We start from the raw sequence: 14348 nt of genomic DNA, 5'->3' as shown, positions 1-14348 counted from the left end.
TTCTTCCGCCACTGGTAGCTGCACGGAATCACCGGCTAAGGTGAAGGTATGAGCGAACTGCCACAAACTACTTTGTCCATCGAGAAAACACAAGGTGAGCTGGAAGAACGCGAACTTGCTGAGGTACGCGAGCTCGCCGCCGCAGCTCAGGAGCACGACGGCAACCCGCCGCTGAGCGACCAGACCCTGGTCGCCCTTGGCTCCGAGGAATTCTCGGAGAAGGTCTTCTCGCTGCGCGCCGAGCAGCAGGCGGACCCAAGAGAGTCCACGCTGGTCGGCGTGGTGGCCGCGGTGCGCGATCCGCAGGCCGATTCCTGGGTGGTCGAACTCGTGGTGCACCCGCAGCATCGCCAGCAAGGCATCGCCTCGGCCCTCGTGCAGCGCCTTGGCGAAGAGCTGGAGCTGAGCCGCATTCAGGCCTGGGCGCACGGCGGGCATCCCGCGGCGAAGAAGCTGGCCGAGGTCATCGGCCTGGCCACCGTGCGCGAGCTGCATAAGCTGCGCCGCGAAAGCCCCGAGTCCTTGGAGATTCCGCAGCTGGACCGCGGCAGCAACGTGCGCACCTTCCGGGTGGGCGAGGACGAGCCGGCCTGGTTGGCCGCCAACGCGGCGGCATTCGCGGACCATCCGGAACAGGGTTCGCTCACGCTGGCGGATTTGGACTCGCGCATGGCCGAATCCTGGTTTGATCCTGCGGGCTTCTTCTTGGCTTTCGACGCCGCGGAGCAGGTCATCGCCTTCCACTGGACCAAGATCCACCCGGCCACCGGGGATTCGGTCCGCCCGCTGGGCGAGGTCTATGTGGTCGGCGTGGTCCCCGAAGCCCAGGGCCTGGGCTTGGGCCGAGTGCTCACCGCCCTCGGGGTGAACTACCTGCTGGAGATGGGAGTGGGCGCCGTCCTGCTTTACGTTGACGCCGAGAACCAAGCGGCGGTCAGCCTCTACCGTTCGCTGGGCTTCACACTCTGGGACACCGACATCATGTACGGCCCGCAGCCGATAGAATCGTAGGGTACCGGGCAGAGCAGAGCCTCTGGCCAGCGCAATGAGGTGCAACTAGGTTTCCACTTGCAGAAAGAAGCGAGTTCAGTAGATGACTACCACCCCGAAGCAGCCGGCCTCACAGTTACGTGATGTGCCGGCGTCGAAGATGAACGAAGACCGCATCGAGCCGGCCATCAAATCGCCGGCCCGGCATCCCGAGGGTGGATTCAACAACGAACGATTCCTGGATCGGGAGTTGTCCTGGCTGCACTTCAACGCTCGCGTGCTGGAACTCGCCGAGGACAAGGAGCTCCCGCTGCTGGAGCGGGTGAACTTCCTCTCAATTTTCGGTTCGAACCTCGACGAGTTCTTCATGGTGCGCGTGGCCGGACTCAAGCGCCGCATCGCCACCGGCCTGGCCGTGCCCGCAGCCAACGGGATGAACCCGGTCGATCAGCTCGAACTGCTGCTCAATTCCGCCCACGAACTGCAGACCCGGCATGCCCTGGTCTTCTCCGAGCAGGTCCGTCCGGCCCTCGCGGAGGAAGGCATCCGGATCACCCGCTGGGATGAGCTCGGCGACGCCGAGCGCCAGCACCTCTCCGCCTGGTTCGTTTCCCAAGTGTTCCCGGTGCTCACCCCGCTGGCGGTCGACCCGGCGCATCCCTTCCCCTACATCTCCGGGCTGTCCCTGAACCTCGCGGTGGTGGTCCGCAACCCGCTGACCGGCAAGGAGCTCTTCGCCCGGCTCAAGGTGCCCGATACCATCGCCCGGCTGGTCGGCATCGACGGCGCCAAGGCGGCGCACTCCTCGCAGCGCACCGCCCGGTTCATCCCGCTCGAGGCGCTGATCGCCGTGCACCTGGACCTGTTGTTCCCGGGCATGGAAATCGTCGAGCACCACTTCTTCCGCGTCACCCGCAATGAGGATCTCGAGGTCGAGGAGGACGACGCGGAGAACCTGCTCCAGGCCCTGGAGAAGGAATTGCTGCGCCGCCGCTTCGGCCCGCCGGTGCGCCTGGAGGTCGCCGACGATATTGACCCGCAGGTGCTCGAGCTGCTGGTGCGCGAGCTGAATATCGAGGAAGACGAGGTCTTCCGGCTGCCCGCCCCGCTGGATCTGCGCGGGCTGGGCGTGATCGCCGCGCTGGACCGCGCCGAACTGCACTACACCAAGCATGTGGGCCACACCTCCCGGTTCCTGAATGAATCGGAGACCGCGAAGGCCGCGAATGTCTTCGGCGCGGTGCGCCGGCGCGACATCCTGCTGCATCACCCCTACGATTCCTTCTCCACCTCCGTGCAGGCGTTCCTGGAGCAGGCGGCCGCGGACCCGAAGGTCATGGCCATCAAGCAGACCCTGTACCGCACCAGTGGCGACTCCCCGATCGTCGACGCGCTGATCGACGCGGCCGAGGCCGGCAAGCAGGTCCTCGCGCTGGTGGAGATCAAGGCGCGCTTCGACGAGCAGGCGAATATCACCTGGGCGCGCAAGCTGGAGCAGGCCGGGGTGCACGTGGTCTACGGCATCGTGGGCCTGAAAACCCATTCGAAGCTCTCCCTGGTGGTGCGCAAGGAAGGGGACAAGCTGCGCCGCTACTGCCATATCGGCACCGGCAACTACCACCCGCGCACCGCCCGTTACTATGAAGACTTCGGGCTGCTGACCTGCGACGAAGCCGTTGGTGAAGATGTTTCCCGGCTGTTCAACCAGCTCTCGGGCTACGCGCCGCGCTCCACCTACCACCGGCTGCTGGTGGCCCCGCGCACGGTGCGCACCGGGCTGCTGGAGCTGATCGAGAAGGAAATCGCCAACGCGCAAAACGGGGTCGCGGCCTACGTGTGCATCAAGGTGAACTCGATGGTCGACGAGGCCATTATCGATGCCCTGTACCGGGCCAGCCAGGCCGGAGTGAAGGTGGATGTGATCGTGCGCGGCATTTGCGCGCTGCGCCCGCAGCTGCCGGGCCTGAGCGAGAACATCCGCGTCCGCTCCATCCTCGGCCGCTTCCTGGAGCACAGCCGCGTGTTCCTCTTCGGCAATGCCGGGGACCCGCTGGTCTACATCGGCAGCGCCGATATGATGCACCGGAACCTGGACCGCCGCGTGGAAGCCCTGGTTTCGCTGCGCAATCAGGAGGACATCGACTCCATGACCGACCTGCTGGGGCGCTATATGGACGATTCGACCATGGGCTGGCATCTGGGCTCCGATGGCGCGTGGACCCGCCACCACCAGGATGCCGAGGGCAAGGCGCTCACCGATATCCAGTTCTGGCTCACCGAAGAGCACACCCGGCGCCGGCAGAGCGGATTGCACAGCTAGTGACCGCCACCCAGTCCCAGCATTCACGCCTGCAGCTGTGCGAACTGCAGCGCTCCAGCGATGCCGAAGAGATCCGCCTGGGCGAATTCGACGTGGTCGCCGCCGGGGCGATCCCCTGGCAGCTGCGCGGCGGCGAGCTGCACGTGCTGCTGATCCACCGTCCGCGCTATGACGATTGGTCCTGGCCCAAGGGCAAGCTCGACTCCGGCGAATCGATCCCCGAATGCGCCATCCGCGAGCTGCGCGAAGAGGTCGGCCTGCGCCTGAGCCTCGGCATCCCGCTGGCGGCCACCGCCTATTCGGTCAAGGGCAAAACCAAGGTCGTCTACTACTGGGCGGCCAAGGTGGACCCCGCGCTGCAAGCGGTGCCCGACGGCGTCGAATGCGATGAGCTGCGCTGGGTGACGGCGGCCGAGGCCGCGGCCCTGCTGACCAACCCCTCGGATCTGGCCCCGCTCGAGGATCTGCGCAAGGCCCACCAGAAGCAGCGTCTGGAGAGCCTGGCCTTCATCATCCTGCGCCACGCCAAGGCCAAGCCGCGCGGCAAGTGGACACGCGCCGAGGGCGAACGCCCGCTGGCGGCCACCGGCCGCCGGCAGGCCCAAGCGGTGGCGCGCATGCTCGACGCCTGGCAACCGGGAAATGTGGCGTCCTCGCCGTGGACGCGCTGCGTGCAAACGGTGACCCCGTACCTGGTCCAGCATTCGCTGAAGCTGAAAACCATCCGCTCCATCACCGAGCATGAGGCCAAGCGCAAGCCGCACAAGGCCCAACGCGCCATCGAGAAGCTCGTGGCCAAGTCGCGTTCGCAGGTGATCTGCACCCACCGCCCGGTGCTCCCGCTGATCATCGAGGTCTTGCGCTCCCGGGTTTCGGCGAAGGTCGCCGCGGTGCTGCCGGCCCAGGATCCCTTCCTGGATCCGGGCGGGGTGATCGTGGCCCAGCAGGCCATCGGTGCGAAGCATCAGTTCGTGTCCGTGGAGATCCACGCGCCCTATCACGACTAACTCGTGCACGGTCGTTGCATCTATCCCCAAATGCGACTATGACTAGAGGTGAGAGAAGTCACCATCGAGGAGGCAACCGCCATGACTGCCCAACAGCCAGAACACCCGGTGCAGAAAATTGTGCATCAGGGCTTGCGCATGGATCACGACACGGGGCGCGGGCGCTACTCGCTATGGCACGGTTCCACCTTCATCGGCTTCATCGGCTACCACCGCGAGGAGCAGCTGGTGACCTTGCAGCATACGATCGTGAACGAGGAGTTCGGCCGCCGCGGCTACGCCCGCGCGCTGGTGACCATGGTGCTCGATGAGCTGCGCGCCGAGGGAGCAAAAATCGTCCCCGAATGCAGCTATGTGCAGGATTATCTCTCCCGCTACCCGGAGTACCACGATATGCTCGCCTGAGCCGGCACCGCTTTTAGCGCGATCCGGCCATGGAAAGCTAGGATGGAACGGTGACTCCACAGACTATCGCCACACCATATGAAGACCTGCTGGCCGACGTGCTCGCCAATGGCGCCGCGAAAGAGGACCGCACCGGCACCGGCACGCGCTCCGTTTTCGGCCGCCAGCTGCGCTTCGACCTGAGCGAATCCTTCCCGCTGATCACCACCAAACGGGTGCATTTTAAGTCGGTTGCCGCGGAACTGCTCTGGTTTTTGCGCGGCGAATCCAATGTGAAGTGGCTGCAGGATCAGGGCGTGCGCATCTGGAACGAATGGGCCGATGAAGACGGCGAGCTCGGCCCGGTCTACGGGGTGCAGTGGCGCAGCTGGCCGACCCCGGACGGTGCGCATATCGACCAGATCTCCCAGGTCATGGATTCCCTGCGCAGTAACCCCGATTCGCGCCGGCACCTCGTCTCGGCCTGGAATGTGGCCGAAATCCAGCAGATGGCCTTGCCGCCCTGCCACGTGTTCTTCCAGTTCTACGTCGCCGAGGGCAAGCTCTCCTGCCAGCTCTACCAGCGCAGCGCCGACATGTTCCTCGGCGTTCCCTTCAACATCGCTTCCTACGCGCTGCTGACCCTGATGGTCGCCCAGCAGCTTGATCTTCAGCCGGGCGAATTCATCTGGACCGGCGGCGACACCCACATCTACACCAACCATCTGGAACAGGTCCGCGAGCAGCTGCGCCGCGAGCCCTACCCCTACCCGAAGCTCGAATTCGCTTCCAAGCCGGCCTCGCTCTTCGACTACACGCTGGAAGATTTTGTGCTCAAGGACTACCAGCACCACCCGACCATCAAGGGGGCCGTGGCCGTATGAGTCCACGCCACGCCACCGGCCAGCAACCGCTGATCGGCGCAATCTGGGCGCAGGGCGCCAACTCGATCATCGGCGCCGCCGGTTCCATGCCCTGGCATGTACCCGAGGATCTGGCCCATTTCAAGGCCGTCACTGCCGGGCACCCGGTGATCATGGGGCGCAACACCTGGGAATCCTTCCCGGCCAAGTTCCGCCCCCTGCCCGGGCGCAGCAATATCGTGCTGACCTCCCGCAATCAGGATCAGCTCCGCGCCGACGGCGGCATCCCGGCCGGCGGCCTGCGCGAGGCGCTGGAGCTGGCCCGGCAGAGCCCGGGCGGCGAAGAGATCTGGATCATCGGCGGCGGACAGCTCTACGCCGCGGCCCTTGAGCTGCTCGATGTTGCGGTGATCACCCGGCTTGATTTGAGCCCGGCCGGGGATACCACGGCCCCAGCGCTCCCGGAAGATTTTAAGCTCTCCGCGGCCGACCCGGCCGAGGCATGGCATAGCTCAAAGAGCGGTATCGGCTACCGCTTCGAATCCTGGATCCGCGAAAAGGACTGACCGACGTGAAAAAATATCTTGGCGAGCTCAAGGCCCACCCCGAGGCGCTGTTCATCCTCGGCTACATGCTCTTCCCCCTGCTGGCCCTGGTGGTGGCGGCCCTGGGCTTCTTCATGGTGCTCAGCGGAAATAAGGTCTTCGGGCTGATCATGCTGCTGGTCCCCACCCAGCTGTTCATCTTCGGCGCGATGTGGGCGATCAACAATCGCAAGAAGCTGCTGGAGGAAAAGTAACTCTTCGGCTTCCACGAATCACACTCGAGCCCTGCTGGGCCTCGGGTGTGATTCTGCTTTAACTGCTGTAACGAACCCGGTGCAGATTGACCACTCCCCCTACCATGGAGATATGACTTCATCTGTTGGATTTGTTGGTTACCGCGGCATGGTTGGCTCCGTGCTGATGCAGCGCATGCTCGACGAAGGCGATTTTGCGCACCTCGACCCGGTCTTTTTCTCAACCTCGAACGCCGGCGGCGCCGCCCCGGCCTTCGCCGCAGGAGCCGGGGCGCTGCAGGACGCCTACGATCTTGAAACCCTGGCCAAGCTGCCCATTATCGTCACCGCGCAGGGCGGGGACTACACCTCGAAGGTCCACAGCGAATTGCGCAGGTCCGGCTGGGACGGGCTCTGGATCGACGCGGCTTCCACGCTGCGCATGAACGAGGACTCGGTGATCGTGCTCGACCCGGTCAACCGCAGCGTGATCGACCATTCCCTGGTCGCCGGGGTCAAGGACTTCGTCGGCGGCAACTGCACCGTCTCGTGCATGCTCATGGGCCTGGGCGGGCTGTTCAAGAACAACCTGGTCGAATGGGGCACCTCGATGACCTACCAGGCCGCCTCCGGCGGCGGCGCCCGCCATATGCGCGAACTGCTCACCCAGTTCGGCGACATCAACTCCCACGTCGCCTCCGAACTGGACGACCCGGCCTCCGCGATCCTGGAGATCGACCGCAAGGTGCTGGCCGCGCAGCGCGGTGGGCTGGACGCCACCCAGTTCGGCGTGCCGCTGGCCGGCTCGCTGATCCCGTGGATCGACGCGGACCTGGGCAACGGGCAGTCCAAGGAAGAGTGGAAGGCCGGGGTCGAGACCAATAAGATCCTGCAGACCAGCGGCGAACGGCATGTGGCGGTGGACGGGCTGTGCGTGCGCATCGGCGCGATGCGCTCGCACTCGCAGGCGCTGACCCTGAAGCTGAAGGAAGATCTTTCGGTCTCCGAGATCGAATCGCTGCTGGACTCCGACAACGAGTGGGCCAAGGTCGTGCCCAACACCAAGGAAGCCACCGTCGACGCGCTGACCCCGGTCGCCGCCTCGGGCACCCTGGACATTCCGGTGGGCCGCATCCGCAAGCTGGAAATGGGCCCGCAGTACATCTCCGCCTTCACCGTCGGCGACCAGCTGCTCTGGGGCGCCGCGGAGCCGCTGCGCCGCATGCTGGCCATCGCCCAGGGCCGCCTCTAGGCACAAGGCAAAGCCCCTTCGAACCATCGGTTCGAAGGGGCTTTTTTGCGCTCGCTAGAGGGCCAGGCCGATCAGCAGCGGTTCGTTGACCAGCATGATCCCAAAACGCTCGTGGACCCCGGCGCGCACCGCCCGGGCGATGGCCAGCAGATCCGCGGCGCTGGCCCCGCCCTGGTTCGTGATCGCCAGGGTGTGCTTGGCGGACAGGGCCGCGCGCCCGCCGGCCAGCTCGTAGCCTGCGGTGCCTTGAAGCCCGAAACCCTTGGCGAAGCCGGCCCGGTCGATCAGCCAGGCCGCCGAGAGCTTCACCAGGCCCGCCTCGGGCACCGGGTAGTGCGGTGCGTCCTCCGGCAGCCGCTTCAGCACCTCGGCGGGCAGAATCGGGTTGGTGAAGAAGGAGCCGGTGGAGTGCGAGTCCGGATCGTTCGGGTCATACACCATGCCCTTGGAACGCCGCAGCTCCAGCACACTCTGGCGCACCTGTGCGGCCGGCGCGCTCTGTCCGGCTTCCACGCCGAGCCGCCGTGCCAATTCCGCATAGCGGATCGGCGCAGAGGCCTCCGTGCGGCGCAGCGCGAAGCCTACCGCCAGCACCACGTAGCGCGGCGAACCGTTCTCCGAGCTGCGCTTGATCAGCGAATCGCGATAGCCGAAGGCCAGCTGCGCCTTGTCCAGGGTGAGCCGCTCGCCGGTTTCCCGGTCGTAGACCCGCGCCCATTGAAGGGTCTGCGAAACGTCGGCACCATAGGCCCCCACATTTTGCACCGGGGTGGCCCCGGCGCAGCCCGGGATGCCCGAAAGCGCCTCCAGCCCGCTCAGTTCCTGGGCGAGGCTGAATTCGACCACGGCGTCCCAGTTCTCCCCGGCGGCCACGCGCAGCAGCGCGGTGTGCGAACTCTGCTCTTCCACGCGCACCCCGCGGGTGGCGATCTGGATGACGGTCCCGGGGAATCCCGCATCGGAAATGACCAGGTTCGAGCCGCCGCCGACGAGCAGCACGCGTTCCCCGGCGGCGTCGGCCGCCGCGAGGGCCGCGACAAGCTCGTCCTCGGTGGTGGCGACCACCAGCGACTGGGCCGGGCCGCCGACCTGCGATGTCGTCAAATTCTTCAGCATGCTCCTACTTTCGGATAATTACGTGTGCTAGTGGTCTTCGGCCTGGCGGTACCCCGCCATATTGGCCGAAAGGCAGAAGGCCAGCACCACCAGAATCGAGATGCTGCCCAGCGCCGGCAGCAGCCCGATCGCCCCGGCCAGCAGCCCCAGCAGCGGCGGGCCGCCCAGAAAGGCGCCGTAGCCGATGGTGGAGACCACCGAGACGCGGGTAGCCGCATGCAGCGGATCCGCGGAGGCGGCGCTCATCGCCAGCGGGAAGGTCAGCGCGACGCCCATCCCCCACACGGCCAAGCCGATAAAGGCCAGCGGCAGGCTGCCGCCGAAGGCGAAGAGCAGCACCCCGGCCAGGGCGGCGATCGCGCTGGCCTGGATCATGCGCACCCGGCCCAGCCGGAGGATCAAATCCCCGGAGAGCAGCCGGGTCAAGGTCATCGTGCTCACGAACACCCCGTAGCCGATGGCGCCCACCGCCGCGCTGCTCTGGTAGCCGTCGGCCAGGGCGAGGGCCACCCAGTCGCCGGCGGCTCCTTCGGCCAGGGCCATGCCCAGCACCAGCACGCCGAGCAGCACCGTGCGCGGTTCCCGCCAGGCCGCCTTCAGCGAAGACCCGGAGTGCGTGCGCGGGGTCCTGGCGAAGTCCTCGCCGAAGAACCGTGCGCTGTAGAGCACCATGCCCACGATGAGCAGGCCCATCGCGCCGTAGTGGTATTGCACCGGCAGTGCCAGCGCGGCCGAGGCGGCACCGACACCGGCCCCGAGCACGGTGCCGATGGAGAAGAATCCGTGCAGCGCGGGCATGATGCTTTTGCCCAGGGCCCGCTCCATGGCCGCGCCCTGCACATTGGAGGCCACATTCCACGCGGCGGTCCCCAGCCCCTGGGTGAAGAGAAATACGCCGGTCAGCCAGGTAGAGCCCAGCGCCCCGGAGCTGACCCCGACCAGCAGCAGCGAGCTGCCTGCCACGCTCGCCGCGACGCGCATGACGTTGGTGGCACCGGCGCGCAGGACGGCTTGCCCCGAGAGGGCTACCGACAGGAAGGAGCCGGCGCTGAGGCAGAGCAGCAGCAAGCCGACGTTCGCGTGATCCAGCGCCAGCGCGTCGCGCACCGCCGGCAGCCGGGAAACCAAGGCCGAGATCAGCAGGCCGCTGGCCAGGTAGGCCGCCATCAGCGAATTGCGCCAGGCGATGACCGCTCCGGGCACTTCGCCTACCGGGTGCTTGTTCAGAGCTGCACCACGGCCTGGCACTTCATCAGCACCTTGGTTCCGTTGGCCGATACGGTCAAGTCCACGCGCGCGGTGCGGGCTTCGGCATCCAGCGCGCCGATCTTGCCTTCGATGTCGATGGCGGTGCCCGCCGCGTCGCCCGGGTTGCTCCCGGCCGGGTCATCGACGATGACCGGCTTGGTGAAGCGGGTCTGGTAGTCCAGGATCGCTCCGGGGTTACCCACCCATGCGCTGACCAGCTCGATGACCGAGCCCATGGTGAACATGCCGTGGGCGATCACCGAGTCGAGACCTACTTCCTTGGCGAAGCGCTCGTTGTAGTGGATCGGGTTGAAGTCCCCCGAGGCGCCGGCATAGCGCACCAGATCCCCGCGGTTCACGCTCACCGTCTTCGAGCCGATGACTTGGCCCTTTTCCAGGGTGGAGAATTCGATCATGGCCTAGTCCTCTGCTCGTACCAGTAGCGATGAAGTGGTGGTGGCGACCTTCTCGCCGTCCACGGTGGTGATTTCCGATCGGGTGGTGATCATCGCTCCGGCACCCATTTCGCGCACCTGGTCCACGTAGAGTTCGGCGAGCAATTCATCGCCGGCGACGATCGGGCGGTGGTGGGTGAACCGCTGGTCGGCATGCACCACGCGGGAGAAATCGATCCCCGAGGCCGGATCGGCGATGAGCTGGGCATCGGCACGCTGGGCGATGATGATGGCGAAGGTTGGCGGGGCAACCAGATCCGCGTACCCCAGATCGCGGGCCGCGCTCACCTGGAAATGCGCCGGCGAGCTTGCCTTGGTCGCGGTGGCGAATTCACGAATCTTTTCGCGTCCTACCTGGTAGGACGCACCGGCGGGGTAAATTCGCCCCACGAGGTCAGGGTTGATACCCATTAGTTCTCCTGCACGTTGTGAGTTGCTAAGTAGCCTTTGGTGGCTCTGTTACTTCTGCTTCTTGGCGCGCGGGGTCGCCAGTCCATTGGCGATGCGCCAGTTGCGGGTATCCCGGGCACGGACGGCCAGCGCCACAATATGGCACAGCATGCCAACGACCATAATGCAGATCGCGGTGTAGACCAGCGGCAGCGAAGGAATGTTCGCACCGATGATCGCCAAGATAATCCCAAAGCCCATTACACCCATGGCGGTGAACACAAGCTTCTTGTAACGCGGAGAGGCCGCTTCCCATGGAGTGTTGGTCATGGCATCCAGTTTAGTTGACAGTGCGCGCCACGGTGCCCAGCGCGAAACGAAATTGCGCGTGAAACTCAGAACAATGGAGATTGTTCCTCGAAGAACTCACCGCGCTGCTCTTTCACGCTCACCACTCGGGTCTTCAGTTCCGCGGCATCGAGCAATCTTAAAGTCGTCTCCGCGCCGCTGTCCACGAGAATCGTCTGGCCAAGCACCCCGCGAATGCGCAGATTCAGTTCGCTTCCCGGAACTGCTCCCGCCCATGGATGGAGGGACTTGGCATCCCATGCGCGGATTACCTCACGCGCAAATGCGGGCTGCTCCCAACGCTGATCCAACAATTCCACGCCATAGGTCGACAGCTCCCCCTGCGATTCGAGGAAGGACTGCGTGCGCCGCGCGGCCGATGCATTGGCAGCGTCCAAACTCGCGGCATCCATTTCCCACGAGGTCAGCCCTTTAACCTTGGATTTTTGCCGAATCTGCTGCTTCAGACCCACATGCTCGGTGACAAGGTCCTCCAATACGCGGATCGCTGCACCGTCTGCCGCCCGTGCGACGTAGCGTGCGGCTACCGCCCCCTGCTGCGCCAGTCGCGTCCATTTGCTCTGCACCGAGGTGGTTCCGACCTTGGTAGCACCTTGAGCGAAGCTTGCGACGTACAGGAAATGCGGTTGCTCCAGGTATTTGCGCAGCCCCTCGGGCGCTTCGCCGGTCTTGTGGAATTGGTGCATAAATTTGCTTTGGTCCAAACGACGGCAGCCATCGCATTGCGTGCCGGTGTTCAGTCCCTTGAGCTTCGGGCAGGGATGCAGGCTGCGTGAACCATCGGCACGCATGCTCACATATCCCAGACAGAACTTCGTCTCCCCCACGCTCAGCGTGATCGATCGGTTCTCACGAAGCGGTTCATTGATCCAGTCATCGCCACGGCGCAGGCGCAACATTGGATCTGGCTCATTTTGCGAAAAACTAATTCCGTGGCAGAGCTGCCGGTTTTCACGTTCGAGAATCATCCGACCCTTTCAAAAGTCCTGCACTCAACGTTAGAGCGTTAAACACCGCGACAATGCACTAACAACATGTATCTTGTTCATGCCTAATTCTTAGTGGACAGGATTAGTGTGGAAGAAGTTGACGAAATATTGGTAGGCCCTCGGGCCTACTACTTTATCCAGAGGTGGCCGAAATTTCTCCCCATTCAGATGATCACCACGCAGTCCTACCTACTCCGATCAGCAATTCCGCTGGCGGTGACGGGCCGCTTGCCTATGACTTCGCGCTTTCCCTGCGGCAGTCGCTTCCGAAGTTCATGATGGAATACCGCTTCGCGGCGGACGAAGTACTGACCAAGGTTTCGATCCTGCGCGAGGAATTCTTGTATTTGCACAAGTACAACCCGATCGAGCATGTCACTTCACGCGTGAAATCACCGGAGAGCATTCTTCGAAAAGTAGTCAAGCGCGGCATCGATCCTGCCCTCCCCTCGATTCGCGCAAACATTACCGATATCGCCGGAATTCGGATCACCTGCAGTTTCATCAAGGACACCTACAAGATCCTCAATACGCTCACTTCGCAAAACGATCTGAAGGTGCTTCAGGTCAAGGATTACATCAAAAACCCGAAAGCAAACGGCTATAAAAGCCTGCACTTAATCCTGGAGATTCCGGTGTTCCTGTCGGAGGGGCCAGTTCCGGTGATCGTCGAGGTGCAGATTCGCACCATCGCCCAAGATTTCTGGGCCAGTTTAGAACACAAGATTTTCTACAAATACGAAGGCTCCGTGCCGAGCCATCTGGTCGAAGAGCTTACGGACGCGGCCAACGCCGCCGAAAAACTTGACTTCCAGATGCAACGGCTCCACACCGCGGTGCATGGCCACGATGCGAATGCCGGTGACCCGGAAACCGGTGAACCATTTGATGAAGATTTGCTCGAGCAGGTCCGCAAGTTAGCTCTGAAATCCTCGAAGAAGAACTCGACTGGCAATATCGACAAGCCTTAGAAACGAAGAAAGCCTCGAAAACTCAGTGAGTTTTCGAGGCTTTTGTCGGTAGCGGCGCCGGGACTCGATCCCGGGACCTCACGATTATGAGTCGTGCGCTCTAACCAGCTGAGCTACGCCGCCACAAGTGGGAAATCATCCTGTAGAAGCCAAGACGACTTCCCACTCAGAGCCCCCTGCCGGAATCGATCCGGCGACCTCGTTCTTACCAAGAACGCGCTCTACCACTGAGCTAAGGGGGCAACGAGTAAATACTCTACACGGATTTCCCAGCAAAGAAAAATCGGACAAACCCCATCTGAACCCAGCCCTAAATTTCCCTAAATTCCCAAGTGAAATACGTTATTCGCATTCCTAGAACGCGCACCTTGAGCCCCCCCTGAAGAAAAACCCCGCCCGTGACGCTACTCACTCAGGACTGGCCTTCCCAACGGCCCGCCCGCACCTTTCCGCACCGAGCCACTTGCGGTCAATTCCACTCACTTGCCCAAGGCGCCAAGCGACCTCGCTCGCCAGGCACCCCACTTCCGCTCGACATCGCATCAACCTCCCGCGATTACGCAGAACCCCCTACTGAGCACGGATTTTGTGAGGTCAAGCACTAAGCAGCGCCTGATTTTGAAAACTCAAAATTTGTGTGTAAAGTATTTACCTGTTGCCCCCTTAGCTCAGTGGTAGAGCGCGTTCTTGGTAAGAACGAGGTCGCCGGATCGATTCCGGCAGGGGGCTCGGATAAAGGGAGAAAATCTTTCGCAGATTTTCTCCCTTTTTGCTTGCCAAAAACTCTTTTGAATTCAGCGCACGATTCACGGTCCCCTGAATATCAAGCCCACGGGCCAGCAGTTTGCGCATGGATAGCACTCGCCTTGCCGCGCCGGTCAACCTTCTATCGCTACAGGTCACAGAGATTTATTGACGTTATCCACAGGAACTTAACCATGCAGGGCTCCACTAATCCACAGTTGGTGAACACCGCCCCAAACCCTCCACACCACCCCTATACAGTGGAAATATGTTCGAAGAACACACCGAAGCCAACAAAAACTTCGAAACCCAGCCCCCACCCAGGCCACCCACCCCAGGCGTCCTGGACCAACCCATGCCCTTCATCGAGGACCTCAACACCCGCCTAGCCACCATCCTGGAACACGGCAACCAAGCCACCCTCACCCAAACCATCGACGACCTCGAACGGCTCAAAGCCAGCTGCAGCGCC

The 14348-nt window shown here is 63.5% G+C and carries 16 protein-coding genes and 3 tRNA genes; 11 read left to right on the top strand and 8 right to left on the bottom strand.

The window, feature by feature from the left end; genetic code table 11:
* Positions 1–48: 48 nt before the first annotated feature.
* The 8 genes from mshD to asd all read left to right on the top strand — a co-directional run bounded on the left by mshD (position 49) and on the right by asd (position 7594).
* Positions 49–1011, top strand: a complete 963-nt coding sequence (mshD, locus tag ACT3UA_RS10545; protein ID WP_096283743.1) for a mycothiol synthase — start codon at positions 49–51, stop codon at positions 1009–1011.
* Positions 1012–1093: 82 nt separating this feature from the next.
* A complete protein-coding gene (locus ACT3UA_RS10540; protein ID WP_096283745.1) occupies positions 1094–3310 on the top strand; it encodes an RNA degradosome polyphosphate kinase in 2217 nt (738 codons plus the stop codon).
* Entirely contained in the window at positions 3310–4317 is a 1008-nt protein-coding gene (locus tag ACT3UA_RS10535) for an NUDIX hydrolase (RefSeq protein WP_096283747.1), read from the top strand. Before ACT3UA_RS10540 ends, ACT3UA_RS10535 begins: the two co-directional genes overlap by 1 nt.
* An 81-nt stretch (positions 4318–4398) precedes the next feature.
* Positions 4399–4722, top strand: a complete 324-nt coding sequence (locus ACT3UA_RS10530; RefSeq protein ID WP_096283750.1) for a GNAT family N-acetyltransferase — start codon at positions 4399–4401, stop codon at positions 4720–4722.
* A gap of 50 nt (positions 4723–4772) precedes the next feature.
* A complete protein-coding gene (locus ACT3UA_RS10525) occupies positions 4773–5585 on the top strand; it encodes a thymidylate synthase (protein WP_096283752.1) in 813 nt (270 codons plus the stop codon).
* Positions 5582–6130, top strand: a complete 549-nt coding sequence (locus ACT3UA_RS10520; RefSeq protein ID WP_096283754.1) for a dihydrofolate reductase — start codon at positions 5582–5584, stop codon at positions 6128–6130. Before ACT3UA_RS10525 ends, ACT3UA_RS10520 begins: the two co-directional genes overlap by 4 nt.
* Positions 6131–6135: 5 nt before the next feature.
* Positions 6136–6363, top strand: a complete 228-nt coding sequence (locus ACT3UA_RS10515; RefSeq protein WP_096283756.1) for an NF038396 family protein — start codon at positions 6136–6138, stop codon at positions 6361–6363.
* A 112-nt stretch (positions 6364–6475) separates the two neighbouring features.
* Positions 6476–7594 (top strand): aspartate-semialdehyde dehydrogenase, encoded by a 1119-nt coding sequence (asd, locus tag ACT3UA_RS10510; protein WP_096283758.1) that lies wholly within the window; start codon positions 6476–6478, stop codon positions 7592–7594.
* 54 nt (positions 7595–7648) lie between these two features.
* Here asd and ACT3UA_RS10505 read toward each other — a convergent pair whose 3' ends face one another.
* From ACT3UA_RS10505 to ACT3UA_RS10480, 6 genes are all read right to left on the bottom strand, one after another.
* Positions 7649–8710 carry a UDP-N-acetylmuramate dehydrogenase gene (locus tag ACT3UA_RS10505; protein WP_096283760.1) on the bottom strand — a complete coding sequence of 354 codons (1062 nt, stop codon included), beginning with the start codon at positions 8708–8710 and terminating at the stop codon, positions 7649–7651.
* Between the two features lie 27 nt (positions 8711–8737).
* On the bottom strand, positions 8738–9958 hold the full coding sequence (locus ACT3UA_RS10500) for an MFS transporter (RefSeq protein ID WP_255248338.1): 1221 nt from the start codon (positions 9956–9958) through the stop codon (positions 8738–8740).
* The gene (locus tag ACT3UA_RS10495; protein ID WP_096283762.1) at positions 9934–10374 is read right to left on the bottom strand and encodes a MaoC family dehydratase; all 441 of its coding nucleotides are present in this window, start codon (positions 10372–10374) and stop codon (positions 9934–9936) included. The genes ACT3UA_RS10500 and ACT3UA_RS10495 overlap by 25 nt, the downstream gene beginning before the upstream one ends.
* 3 nt (positions 10375–10377) lie before the next feature.
* The gene (locus tag ACT3UA_RS10490; RefSeq protein ID WP_096283764.1) at positions 10378–10824 is read right to left on the bottom strand and encodes a MaoC family dehydratase N-terminal domain-containing protein; all 447 of its coding nucleotides are present in this window, start codon (positions 10822–10824) and stop codon (positions 10378–10380) included.
* 48 nt (positions 10825–10872) lie between these two features.
* On the bottom strand, positions 10873–11133 hold the full coding sequence (locus ACT3UA_RS10485) for a hypothetical protein (protein WP_096283766.1): 261 nt from the start codon (positions 11131–11133) through the stop codon (positions 10873–10875).
* A 65-nt stretch (positions 11134–11198) separates the two neighbouring features.
* Positions 11199–12071, bottom strand: coding sequence for a DUF2797 domain-containing protein (locus ACT3UA_RS10480; protein ID WP_096283788.1), 873 nt, complete (start codon positions 12069–12071; stop codon positions 11199–11201).
* Between the two features lie 365 nt (positions 12072–12436).
* Between ACT3UA_RS10480 and ACT3UA_RS10475 the strand changes: the two genes are divergently transcribed.
* Positions 12437–13132: a GTP pyrophosphokinase gene (locus ACT3UA_RS10475; RefSeq protein WP_096283790.1), complete on the top strand. Its 696-nt coding sequence runs from the start codon at positions 12437–12439 to the stop codon at positions 13130–13132.
* A gap of 49 nt (positions 13133–13181) precedes the next feature.
* Here ACT3UA_RS10475 and ACT3UA_RS10470 read toward each other — a convergent pair.
* Positions 13182–13255, bottom strand: a tRNA-Met gene (locus tag ACT3UA_RS10470).
* Positions 13256–13302: 47 nt separating this feature from the next.
* Positions 13303–13374, bottom strand: a tRNA-Thr gene (locus ACT3UA_RS10465).
* A 415-nt stretch (positions 13375–13789) separates the two neighbouring features.
* On the opposite strand from ACT3UA_RS10465, the gene ACT3UA_RS10460 reads away from it, so the two are divergent.
* Together ACT3UA_RS10460 and ACT3UA_RS10455 are read left to right on the top strand one after the other, a co-directional pair.
* A tRNA-Thr gene (locus ACT3UA_RS10460) sits at positions 13790–13861 on the top strand.
* Positions 13862–14144: 283 nt separating this feature from the next.
* Positions 14145–14348: hypothetical protein (locus tag ACT3UA_RS10455; RefSeq protein ID WP_444616353.1), on the top strand; the 204-nt coding region annotated here is incomplete at its 3' end.

Origin of the sequence: Glutamicibacter sp. 363 (genome assembly GCF_052379505.1) — a bacterium.
In the GTDB taxonomy this organism is placed as follows: Bacteria; Actinomycetota; Actinomycetes; order Actinomycetales; family Micrococcaceae; genus Glutamicibacter.
The sequence above is the reverse complement of the archived record's forward strand: the minus strand, read 5'-3'. Positions and strand labels throughout refer to the sequence as shown.

Coding starts and splice junctions, on each gene's coding strand:
- ACT3UA_RS10490 (WP_096283764.1), bottom strand. CDS start 10,824: ATGGGTATCAACCCTGACCTCGTGGGGCGAATTTACCCCGCCGGTGCG.
- ACT3UA_RS10520 (WP_096283754.1), top strand. CDS start 5,582: ATGAGTCCACGCCACGCCACCGGCCAGCAACCGCTGATCGGCGCAATC.
- ACT3UA_RS10475 (WP_096283790.1), top strand. CDS start 12,437: ATGATGGAATACCGCTTCGCGGCGGACGAAGTACTGACCAAGGTTTCG.
- asd (WP_096283758.1), top strand. CDS start 6,476: ATGACTTCATCTGTTGGATTTGTTGGTTACCGCGGCATGGTTGGCTCC.
- mshD (WP_096283743.1), top strand. CDS start 49: ATGAGCGAACTGCCACAAACTACTTTGTCCATCGAGAAAACACAAGGT.
- ACT3UA_RS10480 (WP_096283788.1), bottom strand. CDS start 12,071: ATGTTGCGCCTGCGCCGTGGCGATGACTGGATCAATGAACCGCTTCGT.
- ACT3UA_RS10505 (WP_096283760.1), bottom strand. CDS start 8,710: ATGCTGAAGAATTTGACGACATCGCAGGTCGGCGGCCCGGCCCAGTCG.
- ACT3UA_RS10495 (WP_096283762.1), bottom strand. CDS start 10,374: ATGATCGAATTCTCCACCCTGGAAAAGGGCCAAGTCATCGGCTCGAAG.
- ACT3UA_RS10540 (WP_096283745.1), top strand. CDS start 1,094: ATGACTACCACCCCGAAGCAGCCGGCCTCACAGTTACGTGATGTGCCG.
- ACT3UA_RS10530 (WP_096283750.1), top strand. CDS start 4,399: ATGACTGCCCAACAGCCAGAACACCCGGTGCAGAAAATTGTGCATCAG.
- ACT3UA_RS10485 (WP_096283766.1), bottom strand. CDS start 11,133: ATGACCAACACTCCATGGGAAGCGGCCTCTCCGCGTTACAAGAAGCTT.